The 13,173-nt window shown below is 73.0% G+C and carries 12 protein-coding genes; 9 read left to right on the top strand and 3 right to left on the bottom strand.

The features are described 5' to 3' along the window. The first annotated feature begins 39 nt into the window (after positions 1-39). The 3 genes from OG344_RS16150 to OG344_RS16140 all read left to right on the top strand — a co-directional run bounded on the left by OG344_RS16150 (position 40) and on the right by OG344_RS16140 (position 4,137). Positions 40-1,419 carry a M20/M25/M40 family metallo-hydrolase gene (locus OG344_RS16150; RefSeq protein ID WP_405088920.1) on the top strand — a complete coding sequence of 460 codons (1,380 nt, stop codon included), beginning with the start codon at positions 40-42 and terminating at the stop codon, positions 1,417-1,419. A gap of 68 nt (positions 1,420-1,487) precedes the next feature. Beyond that, positions 1,488-3,317: a substrate-binding and VWA domain-containing protein gene (locus OG344_RS16145; protein WP_405088919.1), complete on the top strand. Its 1,830-nt coding sequence runs from the start codon at positions 1,488-1,490 to the stop codon at positions 3,315-3,317. 49 nt (positions 3,318-3,366) lie between these two features. Next, positions 3,367-4,137 carry a hypothetical protein gene (locus OG344_RS16140; protein WP_405088918.1) on the top strand — a complete coding sequence of 257 codons (771 nt, stop codon included), beginning with the start codon at positions 3,367-3,369 and terminating at the stop codon, positions 4,135-4,137. A 7-nt stretch (positions 4,138-4,144) separates the two neighbouring features. Here OG344_RS16140 and OG344_RS16135 read toward each other — a convergent pair whose 3' ends face one another. After that, entirely contained in the window at positions 4,145-5,092 is a 948-nt protein-coding gene (locus OG344_RS16135; protein WP_405088917.1) for a threonine/serine dehydratase, read from the bottom strand. Positions 5,093-5,168: 76 nt separating this feature from the next. Here OG344_RS16135 and OG344_RS16130 point away from each other — a divergent pair, with 76 nt between their 5' ends. Beyond that, positions 5,169-6,161, top strand: a complete 993-nt coding sequence (locus tag OG344_RS16130) for a LysR family transcriptional regulator (protein ID WP_405088916.1) — start codon at positions 5,169-5,171, stop codon at positions 6,159-6,161. Positions 6,162-6,814: 653 nt separating this feature from the next. Here OG344_RS16130 and OG344_RS16125 read toward each other — a convergent pair. Further along, positions 6,815-7,093 carry a helix-turn-helix transcriptional regulator gene (locus OG344_RS16125; RefSeq protein ID WP_327044080.1) on the bottom strand — a complete coding sequence of 93 codons (279 nt, stop codon included), beginning with the start codon at positions 7,091-7,093 and terminating at the stop codon, positions 6,815-6,817. Positions 7,094-7,145: 52 nt separating this feature from the next. Between OG344_RS16125 and map the strand changes: the two genes are divergently transcribed. The 3 genes from map to OG344_RS16110 all read left to right on the top strand — a co-directional run bounded on the left by map (position 7,146) and on the right by OG344_RS16110 (position 9,466). After that, the gene (map, locus tag OG344_RS16120; protein ID WP_405088915.1) at positions 7,146-7,913 is read left to right on the top strand and encodes a type I methionyl aminopeptidase; all 768 of its coding nucleotides are present in this window, start codon (positions 7,146-7,148) and stop codon (positions 7,911-7,913) included. Between the two features lie 47 nt (positions 7,914-7,960). After that, positions 7,961-8,599 carry a LysE family translocator gene (locus OG344_RS16115; RefSeq protein WP_405088914.1) on the top strand — a complete coding sequence of 213 codons (639 nt, stop codon included), beginning with the start codon at positions 7,961-7,963 and terminating at the stop codon, positions 8,597-8,599. Between the two features lie 126 nt (positions 8,600-8,725). Further along, positions 8,726-9,466 (top strand): VC0807 family protein, encoded by a 741-nt coding sequence (locus tag OG344_RS16110; protein WP_405088913.1) that lies wholly within the window; start codon positions 8,726-8,728, stop codon positions 9,464-9,466. Positions 9,467-9,551: 85 nt separating this feature from the next. Here OG344_RS16110 and OG344_RS16105 read toward each other — a convergent pair whose 3' ends face one another. After that, positions 9,552-10,784, bottom strand: coding sequence for a damage-control phosphatase ARMT1 family protein (locus OG344_RS16105; protein ID WP_405088912.1), 1,233 nt, complete (start codon positions 10,782-10,784; stop codon positions 9,552-9,554). Between the two features lie 148 nt (positions 10,785-10,932). On the opposite strand from OG344_RS16105, the gene OG344_RS16100 reads away from it, so the two are divergent. Further along, positions 10,933-11,892 carry a LysR family transcriptional regulator gene (locus tag OG344_RS16100; protein ID WP_405088911.1) on the top strand — a complete coding sequence of 320 codons (960 nt, stop codon included), beginning with the start codon at positions 10,933-10,935 and terminating at the stop codon, positions 11,890-11,892. A 115-nt stretch (positions 11,893-12,007) separates the two neighbouring features. Then, positions 12,008-13,165, top strand: a complete 1,158-nt coding sequence (locus tag OG344_RS16095) for a S1 family peptidase (protein WP_405088910.1) — start codon at positions 12,008-12,010, stop codon at positions 13,163-13,165. Positions 13,166-13,173: the final 8 nt, after the last annotated feature.

The raw sequence follows: 13,173 nt of genomic DNA, 5'->3' as shown, positions 1-13,173 counted from the left end.
GGCCGTAACGACCGAAACCACGCACATCGGGAGAACGCCGTGACACCTGAGGAGATCGAGCGCGCCGTCGAGGCAGGAATGCCGCAGACCGTCGAGGACCTCAGGCGCCTGGCCGCCATCCCGTCCGTCGCGTTCCCCGGCCACGCCGAGGCCCCGGTCCTGGAGGCCGCGGCGCTCGTGGAGCGCCTGCTGCGCGCGGCCGGCCTCCCCCACGTCAGGCAGATTCCGGTCGAGGGCAGCTTCCCCGCCGTGTTCGCCGAGGCGCCCGCGCCCGACGGCGCCCCGACCGTGCTGCTCTACGCCCACTACGACGTGCAGCCCTCGGGCGACCTCGCCCTGTGGCGTACCCCGCCGTTCGAACCCACGATCGTCGACGGAGCGATGTACGGCCGTGGCGTCGCCGACGACAAGAGCGGCGTCATCACGCACGTCGCCGCGCTGCGCGCCTTCGGCGGCCGGTTCCCGGTCGGCGTGAAGGTCATCGTCGAGGGCCAGGAGGAGTACGCCGGGGAGCGGCTTGAGGACTTCGTCGCGGCCAACCCCGAGCTGCTGCGCGCGGACGCCATGGTCATCGCCGACGTCGGCAACCCCGAGGTGGGCGAGCCCGCCCTCACGACCTCGCTGCGGGGCATGGCCGCGTTCACGATCGAGGTCCGCACGCTCGCCGAGGCCCTGCACAGCGGCGCCTTCGGCGGCGCCGCCCCCGACGCGCTGGCCGCGCTCATGCGCATGCTGAGCGCGATGCACGACGACACCGGCGTCGTCCGCGTGCCGGGCCTGGAGCCCGGCGTCTTCCCCGGCGAGACGCTGGCGGAAGAGGAGTTCCGCGGCCTCGCCGGCGTGCTCGACGGCGTCTCGCTCGTCGGCGACGGCTCACTCGCCGACCGCCTGTGGGCGTCGTACGCGATCACGGTGACCGGGCTTGACGTGCCGACCGTGAGCGGCGCGATCAACGCGGTCCAGGCCGTCGCCCGGGCCCGCGTCACGCTCCGCATCCCGGCGAGCGGAAGCGCCAGGCAGGCGCTGGACGACGTGACGGCCTTCCTGGAGAAGGTCGCGCCCTGGGGGGTCAAGGTCTCCTTCGGCGACTTCGTCACCGGCTCCGGGTTCCAGATCGAACCGGGCGGCCCGGCCATGAACGCCGCCGAGCGGGCGCTGGAGCGGGCGTTCGGCCGCCCGCCGCGGCAGGTCGGCCAGGGTGGGTCGATCCCGCTGGTCGCGGCCCTCGCCCGGCAGTTCCCCCAGGCCGAGATCTTGCTGTACGGCGCGGAGGACGACGGCGCCTCGATCCACGCTCCGAACGAGCGGCTGGTGCTGGAGGAGCTGCGGCGGACCATCACCACCGAGGCCCTCTTCCTCGCCGACTACGGCGGCTGGCACGGCGCTTCCTGCGGCGGAGATGTTAGCCAGACGAGATGATCGGCAACTAAGGTGATCCGCCGTTCGTCGGGATTAGTACCGGTATCCCGTTGATATGGAGGAGATCCGTGTATCCCCCACCCCAGCAGAAGCGCCGCCGCAGCGTGGCCCCCTTCATCGTCGCGGTCATCGTGGCGGGAGCGCTGATCGTCGGCCTGAAGACGGTGTTCGGCGGGATGCCCGACGTCGGGAAAGCCTTCCGCGGCGACACGGGCGGTGACTCGGCCGGGCGCGCCTGCGGGGACGGCGGGATCACCCTGACCATCTCCGCCTCCAGCGACAAGGCCGAACTGCTGCGCGCGATGGCCAAGAGTTACAACGGCCACGAGGTGGACGGCCGGTGCGTGGACGTCGTCGTGAGCTCCAAGGCGTCCGGTGACGCGATGCAGGCGCTGGCGCGCGGCTGGAACGCGCGGCAGGACGGGCCGAAGCCGGACGTGTGGACGCCCGCGTCCGCCGGTTGGGTCGCCCTCCTGCGGCACCGCGTCGAGGGCGGCGACAAGCAGTCACCGGCCTCCGCCGACAACCCTGCGATCGCCGCGTCTCCGCTGGTCATCGCGATGCCCAAGCCGATGGCGCAGGCGCTCGGCTGGCCGTCGAAGAAGATCGGCTGGTCGGACGTCCTCGACCTCGCGAACGACCCGAAGGGCTGGGCGAAGTACGACCATCCCGAGTGGGGCCGGTTCCGCCTCGGCAAGACGAACCCGAACTTCTCCACCTCGGGCCTCAACGCGACCGTCGGAGCCTACTTCGCCGCCACCGGGCTGTCGGGCGACCTCACCGAGCGGGACGTCGCCGGGGCGAAGGCCCGTGACTTCGTCAAGGGCGTCGAGCGGTCCATCGTCCACTACGGCGACACCACGCTGACCTTCCTGACGAACCTCCAGCGCGCCGACGACACGGGAACCGCGATGTCCTACATCTCCGCGGTGACCGTGGAGGAGAAGTCGGTCTGGGACTACAACCAGGGCAACCCGACCGGCGACCCCAAGACGCTCGGCGACCACGCGAAGCCGAAGGTCCCGCTGGTGGCGATCTATCCCAAGGAGGGCACGCTCTTCTCCGACCATCCGTACGCGGTGCTGTCCTGGGCGGACGCGGCGAAGCAGGCCGCGGCGGCCGACTTCCTGAAGTACCTGCGGGCGTCGGACCAGCAGAAGGAGTTCGCGAAGTACGCGTTCCGGTCGTTCGACGGCAAGCCGACCGACCACATCACTGCCGCCGACGGCCTCGACCCCAAGCAGCCGGCGACCACGCTGAGCACTCCGACCCCGCAGGTGCTCGACCGGATGCTGCGGAGCTGGGCGGAGCTGCGCAAGCCCGCCAACGTGCTGATGGTGATGGACGTCTCCGGCTCGATGGGCGCCGAGGTCTCCGGCACCGGCAAGACCAAGCTCGACCTCGCCAAGCAGGCCGCGGTCAACGCGCTGCCGCAGTTCGGCCCGAACGACCGGGTCGGCCTGTGGATGTTCTCCCTCAAGCAGGACGGCGACAAGGACTACCGCGAGCTCGTGCCCATGGGCAGGAACAACCAGTCGCGCCTCAAGAGCCGCATCGGGGGCCTGATCCCCAACGGAGGCACGGGCCTGTACGACACCGCCCTCGCGTCGTACCAGGAGGTGCTGCGGCACCGGAGCGGCGACGCCATCAACGCGGTCGTGTTCCTGACCGACGGCAAGAACGAGGACAACAACTCGATCTCCCTCGACGACCTGCTGCCGCAGCTGCGTCAGGAGACCGGGCAGGACACGGTGCGCATGTTCACCATCGCGTACGGCGCGGACGCCGATCTCGACGTGCTGCGGCGCATCTCGCAGAGCACCGACGCGGCGGCCTACGATTCCCGCAAGCCCGTGAGCATCGACCAGGTGTTCACCGCCGTCATCTCCAACTTCTGAACGATCTCCGACTTCTGAACGATCTCCGACTTCCAGAACGGGAGCCCCCTTGTCCCGCTTCACCGAGGAACTGCGCGACCCCTGGGCGCTGCTCCTGGGCGCCACGGCCGCGGGCGCGGCCTGGGCGGTCGACGTCCATCCGGCGGGGGCGGTCGTCGCCGGCGTGGTGGTGTGGCTCACCAAGGCCTTCGCCTCCGCGTGGCAGTCCACGGGAGGCGAGAGCCGCGCCGAGCCGCCCGAGCCGAAGGGGCCGCCCGTCGCCCGCGGCAGCGCGGAGGAGGCCTGGCTGCGGCGGGCCGAGCGCGCCGCCGGGTCGTTCGCCGACCTGACCGCCTCCATGCGCGGGCAGATCCTGCTCGACCGGATCGCGGACATGCGCCCGCAGGTGGACGACACCGTCGGCACGTTGCGGCGGCTGGCCGGGCACGCCTCCGTCACCGGGTCCGCCCTCGCCCGCTTCGACCCCCGTTTCCTCGATCAGGAGCGCGCCCGGCTTACGCAGGCCCGCCGTACGGCCCGGGAGGAGGTCGCGGGCGAGCTCGACCGGTCGATCGCCGCGCTGGACGCGCAGCGTGAGGTGTACGGACGGCTGTCGGGCGCGCGGGAACGGGTGCTCGCCCGGCTGGAGTCCGGCGCCATCAGCCTGGAGGGCCTGGTCGCGCGGGCCGTCGAGATCTCCGCCATGACCGCGACCTCCGGCGGCGCGGACGGCGCGGACGGCGGCGGCCAGGCCCTGAACGACCTGACGACCGAGCTCGAACTCACCCGGCAGAGCCTGCACGAGGTCGAGGAGGCGACCCGCCGGGACCTCGGCCCCTGACCGGCACTCACAGGGCGGCGAGGAGGCGGGCGAGCTCGGCCGGGCCGGCGTTGCCGCCCGTGCAGACGACGGCGACCCGCCGCCCGGCGAACTCCTCTCGCCGGGCCAGCAGCCCGGCGAGGGCGGCCGCGCCCGCTCCCTCGGCGAGCGTGTGGGCCTCGCCGAGCAGCATCCGCTGGGCCCGCAGGATGTCGTCATCGCCGACCAGGACGAAGTCGTCCAGCCGCGCCCGCATCACGGCCTGGGGCGTCGCGAACGCCGAGCCCGTGGCGAGCCCTTCCACGACGGTCTTGACCGGCCTGTTCACCAGTGCGTTCAGCCGCCACGAGTCGTGCGCGGCGGGGGCCTGCGCCGACTGGACGGCGATCACCCGGCAGCCGGGCGCGAGCGCGGCGGCGGCCAGGCACGCCGCCGCCGCTCCGGTGCCGCTGCCGACGGGCACGAAGACCGCGTCGAGGTCCGGCCGGGCGGCGAACATCTCGGCGTAGAGTGTGCCGACCCCGGCGATGATGTCCGGCTCGTCGGCCGGGCCGATCAGCCTGCGTCCGGTGCGCTCGGCGAGATCGCGGGCGTGCCCGGCGGTCTCCACCATCGTCGCGCCCCGGACCTCGACGGTCGCCCCGAGCGCCTCGACCGCCGCCACCTTGGCCGGGTTCGGGTTCTCCGGCATCAGCACCGCGCAGGGCACGCCGTACAGACGGGACGCGTACGCGATCGACTGGGCGTGGTTGCCGGTGGAGTACGTGACGACCCCGCGACCGCGGTCGGCCATCCGGGCCAGCAGCGTGATGCCGCCACGCACCTTGAACGCCCCCGTGGGCTGCACGTTCTCGTGCTTGACGGACACCTCCGCGCCGACCGCGGCGTCGAGCACCGGATAGGACCACATGGGCGTCTCGGGGAGCTGGTGGGCGATGAGCCGCCGAGCATCCAGAATGTCGCGAATGCCTGTCATGCGTACCAGCGTGGCCGGGCACTGGTGGATACGTCCAACTGAAGTGTTCGAGGGAACCGATAGACATGGTTGATAGATGACGATCGACGTCGTACGGCTGCGTGTCCTCGTCGCGGTGGCCCGGTCGGGCACGGTCACGGCGGCGGCGCGCGAACTGCACTACTCGCAGCCGTCGGTGAGCCACCATCTCGCCCGGCTGGAGGCGGAGACGGGCGCGAAGCTGGTGCAGCGGGTGGGACGCGGCCTCCGCCTGACCGAGGCGGGCCGTCTGCTCGCCGAACGCGGCGCCGAGATCCTCGGCCGCCTCGACGCGGCGTCCGCCGAGCTGTCCGCGCACGTCGGGCTGCGGGCCGGGCGCGTACGGCTGGCCGCGTTCCCCTCGGCCCTCGGCACGTTCGTCCCCGCCGCCGCCGCGCGGCTCGCGAAGGAGCATCCCGGGCTGGACCTGCGCCTGATGGAGGCCGAGCCACCCGAGGCGCTGCGTCTGCTGCGGTCGGGCGAGGTCGACGTGGCCGTCGTCTTCCGGTACGACGGGACCGGCCCCGAGGACGACGGCGTCCGGCTGGTCCCCCTGCTCGACGACCCGAGCCTCCTCGTGACCGCCGGCCCGGTCACTCCAAGCCCGGCCGCGAATCTGGCGGCGTACGCCGAAGCCCCCTGGATCGCGGGCTGCGAGCGGTGCCGCGCCCACCTGCTCGCGCTGTGCGCCGAGGCGGGCTTCGAGCCGCGCGTCTCGTTCACGACGGACGACTACGTGGCCGTGCAGGCGATGGTCGCCGCCGGGCTGGGCGTGGCGGTCCTCCCCCGGCTGGCGCTGTCGGCCCATCGGCATCCCGGCGTTCTGACCTCCGAACTGCCGGGCCCGGCCCGCCGCGTCCACGCGGCCACGTACGGCGAGCCGCCCGACCCGCCCGCCACGGCCGCCCTGGTCGCCGCCCTTCTCCGGGCTCAGCTCGGCGCGGGCGAGGGTGCGGGCGAGGGTGCGGGCGAGGGTGCGGGCGACGGCGTGGGGGCGTCGTTGTCCAGTTCGGTGGCGGTCCACACGGCGGTCCCGGTGCCGGGAAGCTGACTGATTCTGGACAGGAACGTGGCGGTGCCGTTCGTCGAGTCGTCATCCTCCTCCGCGAAGACGATGAGGGTCTGCCAGGTGCTCCACGCGTCCGCGGGGAAGAGCAGCCGGGGGCCGATCCGCAGGTCGGAGTCGCCGGACAGCGGCTCGCTGTCGACGGTCACCCAGCCGTACGACGGCCGCCCGCTGAGCCGCACGTGGATGACCGCCGAACCGCCCTCGGGCACGACGATGTGCGACGGCGTGACGATGACGCCCGGCGTGGGGGTGGAGGTGGGGGTCGGCGACGGGCTCCACGAGGAGGTGGAAACCATCCCCTGGGCGGCGACGGCCGCACCCGGACCGGCGAGCCCGGCCGCGGCGGACGCCGTGGCCACGACGGCCGCGAGAACGACCGAACGACGCAGGCGGGCGGGGGCGAGTCGCATCGACACCTCCACGAGGAAGCCGCAGGACCATCCGGCGATCACCGGCGGTGCTCCCAGCGTCGTTTCTTCTCCCCGGCCTGTACAGGAATCAGGGCCGGGCGCCCTCGCCCCGCCGCCCTCGTCCCATCGGCCGCGCGGCCCGCCGCCGGGCCGGTCCACCTGGGCGAACGCCGCCCGAGGCGGTCTCCGGCGGCCGGGCAGCCCGGTCGCGGTCCGGTGAAAGATTCAGCCGGCCCGGCGGAAGTCCGCCGCGGCGTTCGGGCCTTCCGCGCAGGCGGCGGCGAGTTCGTCCAGGGACAGGCCCAGCGCGGCGGCGAGGGCGGCGACCGTGAAGAAGGCCGGGGTCGGCGCGCGGCCGGTCTCGATCTTGCGCAGCGTCTCCGCCGACAAGCCGGCCGCCGCGGCGACCTCGATCATGCTGCGTTCGCCACGCGCCTGCCGAAGCAGGGCGCCGAACCGCTCCCCCCGCTGCCGCTCCTCGGGGGTCAGGGGCACTCTCACCATGACCGTGATAATAATACCGGTATAAGTATTGGTGCCACTTGGAGGGTGCGTCATGGTGGAGATCAAGACCGACGCCGCGCTGGACGCGATGCGGGAGGCGGGGCGTGTCGTCGCCCGCGCGCTCGACGCCGCACGCCGGACCGCCGCCGTCGGGACGCGGCTCAGGGAGCTGGACGAGACGGCGCGCGAGGTGCTGCGCGAGGCGGGGGCGCGGTCGCCCTTCCTCGGCTACCGGCCGCACTTCGCGCCGACCCCGTTCCCCGCGGTGGTCTGCGTGTCCGTCAACGACGCCATCGTGCACGGCGTCCCCGGCGGCTACCGGCTGCGCGACGGCGACGTCGTCGGCGTGGACTGCGGGGCGGAACTGGACGGCTGGACGGCCGACGCCGCCGTCACCTTCGTCGTCGGCACCCCCCGCGGCGGCGACGTGGAGTTGATCGACACGACCCGGCGGGCGCTCGACGCGGGGATCGCCGCCGCGACCGTCGGCAACCGCGTCGGGGACATCTCCGCGGCGATCGACGCGGTCGCCCGCGACGCCGGGTACGGCATGCCGAGGGACTTCGGCGGTCACGGCATCGGCCGCCGGATGCACGAGGACCCGCCGGTGCCCAACCACGGCCGCCCCGGGCGGGGTTATCCCCTGCGGCACGGCCTGGCGCTGGCCATCGAGCCGATGTTCATCGCCGGCGGCCGGGACGGCTATCTCACGGCGGCGGACGGCTGGACGTTGCACACCACCGACGGGAGCCGGGCCGCCCACATGGAGCACACGATCGCGATCACCGAGGACGGCCCCCGGGTGCTCACCCTGCTCTGAGGAAAATCGGGATGCCCGCGCGAGGGCGGCGTCCGTACGATCCAGGCATGCCTACCCTGCCCGCACTCGCCCTCTTCGCCGCCGCCACGCTCGCGCTGCTCATGGTGCCGGGTCCGGCCGTGCTCTACATCGTCACCCGCAGCGTCGCCCAGGGCCGCAGGGCGGGGCTGGTGTCGGTGCTCGGCGTCCACGCGGGCTCGCTCGTGCACATCGCCGCCGCGGCGCTCGGCATCACCGCGCTGCTCGCCGCGTCGGCCACGGCGTTCGCCGTCGTCAAGTATCTCGGCGCGGCCTACCTCGTCTACCTGGGCGTCCGCAAGCTGCTGCGGCGGCCGGAGACGGAGGCCGCCGAGGTCAGGGTCGCCTCGCGCACCCGCCTGTTCGGCGAGGGGTTCGTGGTCAACGTGCTCAACCCGAAGACCGCGATGTTCTTCCTGGCGTTCCTGCCGCAGTTCGTCGATCCCGCGCGCGGCCCGGTGGCGCCGCAGGTGCTCGTGCTCGGGGCCGTCTGGGTGGCGCTCGGCATGGCCAGCGACGGCACGTACGCGCTGCTCGCCTCGGTGCTGGCCGGGCGGCTGCGGTCGTCGGCGCGCGCCCGGCGGCGGCTCGACCGGGGCAGCGGCGTCGTCTACCTCGGTCTCGGCGTCGTCGCCGCCCTGGCCCGTGAGGGGGCCGCCAAGGCCTGACCCGCGTACGACCGGGACATTTGTACTGCCGGAGTCGGGATCGGCGAATCTGTCCGGCGGAACCGGCGTCCGGGAGGCTTGAGGCGCAGGAAGACACCAGCGCCCACCCCCGGAGGAGCCGCGCCGATGACGCAGACCCTGACCTCCCCCGTCCCGCCGGCCGTCCCGCCCGACACCCCGCCCGACACCCCGCCGGCCACCCCGCCGGACGCCGCTCAGCCACGGAAGGGCAACCTCCGCCGGATGCTCGTCCCGCTGGCGCTGGACGTCGCCGCTCCGATGGCGTGCTACTACGTGCTGCACGGCGCGTTCGGGCTGAGCGAGGTCACCGCGCTCGCGGTGAGCGGGGTGATCCCGGCCGTCCGGGTGATCGCGGGGATCGTCCGCGATCGGACCCTCAACGGCATGGCCGCGCTGACGCTCGTGGTCAACGTGGCGGGCATCGCGCTGAGCTTCCTCACCGGCGACGCCCGGATGATGATCGCCAAGGACTCCGGTCTCAGCGGCGTGCTCAGTCTGGCGATCACGCTCTCGGCGTTCACGCGGCGGCCGGTGATGACCGCGGGCATGCGGCCGTTCGTCACGAAGGGGAACGCGGAGAAGGAGGCGGCCTGGGAGCGGCTCGCGGAGGGCTCGGCCCGCTTCCGCCGGGCCGAGCGGAGGTTCAGCGCCATCTGGGGCGGCGTGCTGTTCGCCGAGTGCGTGGTCCGGCTGGCCGGCGCGTTCACGCTGCCGGTCTCCACGATGATCTGGCTGTCCAACGTGCTGCTGATCGCCGCCATCGCGCTGGGGCTCGTGCTCGCCGGCGCGTTCGGTTCCGGGCCGATCATGATGATGGTCAACGCCGAGGCGAAGCGCGGGCGATGAGAGGCGGTGGCCGTCACGGAGTTCGGCACGTGCGCCTACACAGGGGCAGACGCACGTGGCGGCATGGCCTACACCACGTGACCCCCTACACCACCTGACCGCGGCTGGCCTGGATCATGGCGTGGGTGCCGCTGGTGCGCCAGGGGCGGCCGGTCGCGTCCATTTCGGCCGCGTCCAGTTCGGCCGCGTCCAATTCTGCCAGGGTGCGCTCGGGCACGCCGACGAGCGCGTCCGACTTCAGCGTGCGGAGCGCGACGACCGGCCCGGGGAAGTAGCCGGTGACCTCGGCGAACGGGGTGGCCGGGGGCCACATCCGGTCGCCGGTCAGCCTGCGGTAGTTCAGGTCACCCTTCATGATCGTGAGGTCGGCCGCCGCGAACTCGCCGCGCAGGTCGTCCGGCATGTCCGCGTACGGCAGCGGGGCGCACGCGAACGGATGCGCCCGCGGCGTGAGCCGTCCGTCCTCCGTCGCCGCCCAGAGCCGGGCGCCGGCCTCCCCCGCCCGGCCGGGGGCCGCGGCGAGCCGCCGCAGGCACGCGAGCACGTCGGACGGCGTGGCGTCGGACACGAAGTAGGGAGCCGGCTTGACGTGCAGCGCGACCTCGCTCGCCAGGCCGTGGGCGAGGAGGTGGTCGGCCAGCACGAGATCGGGCAGCAGTTCCCGCCCCGCGTTGTCGGCGACCAGGCAGATCCGCGCCGGAGCCAGATCGCCGAGCAGCGCCCGCAGCAGCGGGCCGTCGTCCACGACCAGACCCTCGGCGCGCTTGTGGCCGCCCGCCGCGGTGACAGCGTGGGACAGGTCCGCGCGGTTGCCCCAGAGTGAGCCGAGCAGGAGCGCCTCGGCCCGCTCGTCCGGGGACAGCGCGGCGGTCTCGTCGAGCGCGGCGAGCTCTCCGTCCACGTCCGGCCCGTCGAGCTCGGCCTGCTTCAGGGGACCGAACGGATCGACTCCCCGCCACGGGCCGTCGCCGAAGTATCCGGTGGCCTCCAGCAGCTTCCGGTAGAAGTAGCTCTCGGCCCACAGGAACGGCGCGTCGACCCAGCGTCCGCCGATCTTGCCGCGGCCCCACTCGGCCCAGGCGGCGCCGTCGTGCGCGGACGGCTCCAGCGGCTCCATGACGTCGCGCTCGACCTCGCCGAGGAGCCGGTCGAGCGCGCGCCGCCGGTCCGGCGTGTACGGCAACGCCTCCCTGACCTGCTTGATCAGCACGGGATGCCGCTCCCGGAACACGCTCAGCGCGTACGAACCCGGGACGTTGCCGAGGATCGGCGCGGCGGCCGGCGTCTCGTCCCGGGCATCGTCCAGATCCTGGCTCATTCGGCGTCCTCCCCGCTCGCGGAACTCACCCGTCAGTAAAGCGCAGGGCGCCGCACCAGCCGCACCGCCCCCTCGGCTCACACGTTAAAGTCAAATTTCATGACAATGTGGGATTGCGGCCATACCACTGTCGCCGTAGTTTCCCGGTATGGATCTGGAGATCCGCCACCTCAGGATCGTGCACGCGGTAGCCGAAGCCGGGAGCGTCACGAAGGCGGCCACCCGGCTCGGCCTCGCCCAACCGTCCCTCACCGCCCAGCTCAAACGCATCGAACGCTCGCTCGGCGGGCCGCTGTTCGAACGCGACCGCAACGGCGCCCGCCCCACTCCCCTCGGTGAGATGGTGCTGGCCCGCGCGCGGGTGCTGCTGCCCGCCGTACGCGACCTCCAGGAGGACGCCGTACGGTTCGCCAACACGTCGGTCAAGCTGCCCGGCTACCGGCTCGGCGCCACGCACGGCCCCATACTCGGCGGGCTCGTCGAGCGGCTGACCGCGGTGCAGCCCGGAATCCCGATCAGCACCCGCACCTCATGGTCGGCGGACGAGCTGACCGGGCTGGCCGTGGCCGGGCGGCTCGACTTCGTGCTCCTCGGCAGGTGCGGCGACAGCCCTCCGCCCGCGGCCGACGCGATGAGCTGGACCACCGTGGGCATGGACCCGGTCTTCGTGCTCCTGGGCGAGGAGCACCCCCTCGCCGGGGAGAAGGAACTGGAGCTGTCCCGCCTCGCCGACGAGCGCTGGGTGGTGGCTCCCGGCGACGGATGCTTCTCCGACTGCTTCGCCACCGCCTGCTCGCGCGCCGGGTTCGTACCCGAGCCCATCTACGAGACGGACGTGGGCACCTGCCTGCACCTGGTCGGCGTCGGCAAGGCCGTCGCCCTGTGCCAGGCCACGTTCCAGCTCACGTCCGGGCTCGTGATGATGCCGCTGGCCGGCGCGCCGCTGGGCTGGCGGCACCTGCTCGGCTGGCACTCGGGCTCGATCGGCGCGCGGGCCGCGCCGGTTGTGGCGGCCCACGCACGGGCCGCGTACGCTGACGCCGTCAGGCGCAGCGCGCGCTACGCGGACTGGCTCGTCACTAATCCTGACTACGGCGTCATGCCGTGACATCCTTCGCGGGGGAGCTTTCCATAACGCCGTGATAGGGGCGAACTGATAGATCCGCATGACGCGGAGGGTCAGTTACGTTGACGGCACCCCCCGAAGACAAGGAGAGCCCCACATGCTCCGCAGACGCACGGTAATCGCCGGATGCGCCCTGGTCGTCACGGCCCTCGCCACGGTCGCCACCCCCGCCCTGGCCGAGCCGAGCAACTCCTCCGCCTCTTCCACCAGCACGCCGTCGCCCGGAATGATCGAGGCGATGCAGCGCGACCTCGGGCTCAGCGCCGGCCAGGCCGACACCCGTCTGGCCAACGAGGCCAAGGCCATGAACACCGACGCCAAGGTCCGGGCCACGCTCGGCGAGGCCTACGCCGGATCCTGGGTCTCCGGCGTCACCTCCGACAGCCTGATCGTCGCCACCACCGACGCCTCGAAGGCGGGCGCCATCCTGTCCGCGGGCGCGCAGCCGACGATCGTCGCCCGCAACCTGGCCGCCCTCGACGCCACCGAGGCCGCGCTGGACAAGGCCGCCGCCGGAGCGCCCGCCTCCGCCGCGTCCCTCTGGTACGTCGACGTGCGCACCAACAGCGTGGTCGTGCTGGCCTCCGACACCGCCGCGGCCGAGAGGCTGGTCGCGGCCAGCGGCGCCGACAAGTCGGCCGTACGCGTCGAGCGGTCGAGCGAGGCGCCGCAGACCTTCTACGACGTCCGCGGCGGCGACGCCTACTACATCGGCAGCTCGGCCCGCTGCTCGATCGGCTTCTCCGTCCGCAAGGGCAGCACGCCCGGGTTCGTCGACGCCGGGCACTGCGCCACCGTCGGAAGCACCGTGTACGGCTACAACCACGTCCTCATGGGCACCTTTCAGGGCTACTCGTTCCCCGGCCACGACTACTCCTGGGCCGCGGTCAACAGCAACTGGACCGTCAGGCCCTGGGTCAACAACTACAGCGGCGGCAACGTCACCGTGAGCGGCTCGTCCGTGGCCGCCGTCGGGTCCTCGATCTGCCGGTCCGGCTCCACCACCGGCTGGCACTGCGGCACCGTCCAGCAGCTCAACACCAGCGTCCGCTACTCGCAGGGCACGGTCAGCGGGCTGACCCGCACCAACGTCTGCGCCGAGCCCGGCGACTCCGGCGGCTCGTTCATCTCGGGCAGCCAGGCCCAGGGCGTGACCTCCGGCGGCTCCGGCAACTGCTCCAGCGGCGGCACCACCTACTTCCAGCCCGTCAACCCGATCCTCTCCGCCTACGGCCTCACCCTGGTCACCGGCTGATCGCCGGC

This window comes from Microbispora sp. NBC_01389, assembly GCF_045040095.1.
GTDB lineage: Bacteria > Actinomycetota > Actinomycetes > Streptosporangiales > Streptosporangiaceae > Microbispora.
Note: the sequence above shows the minus strand (reverse complement) of the source record. Positions and strands in the feature narration are given on the sequence as shown.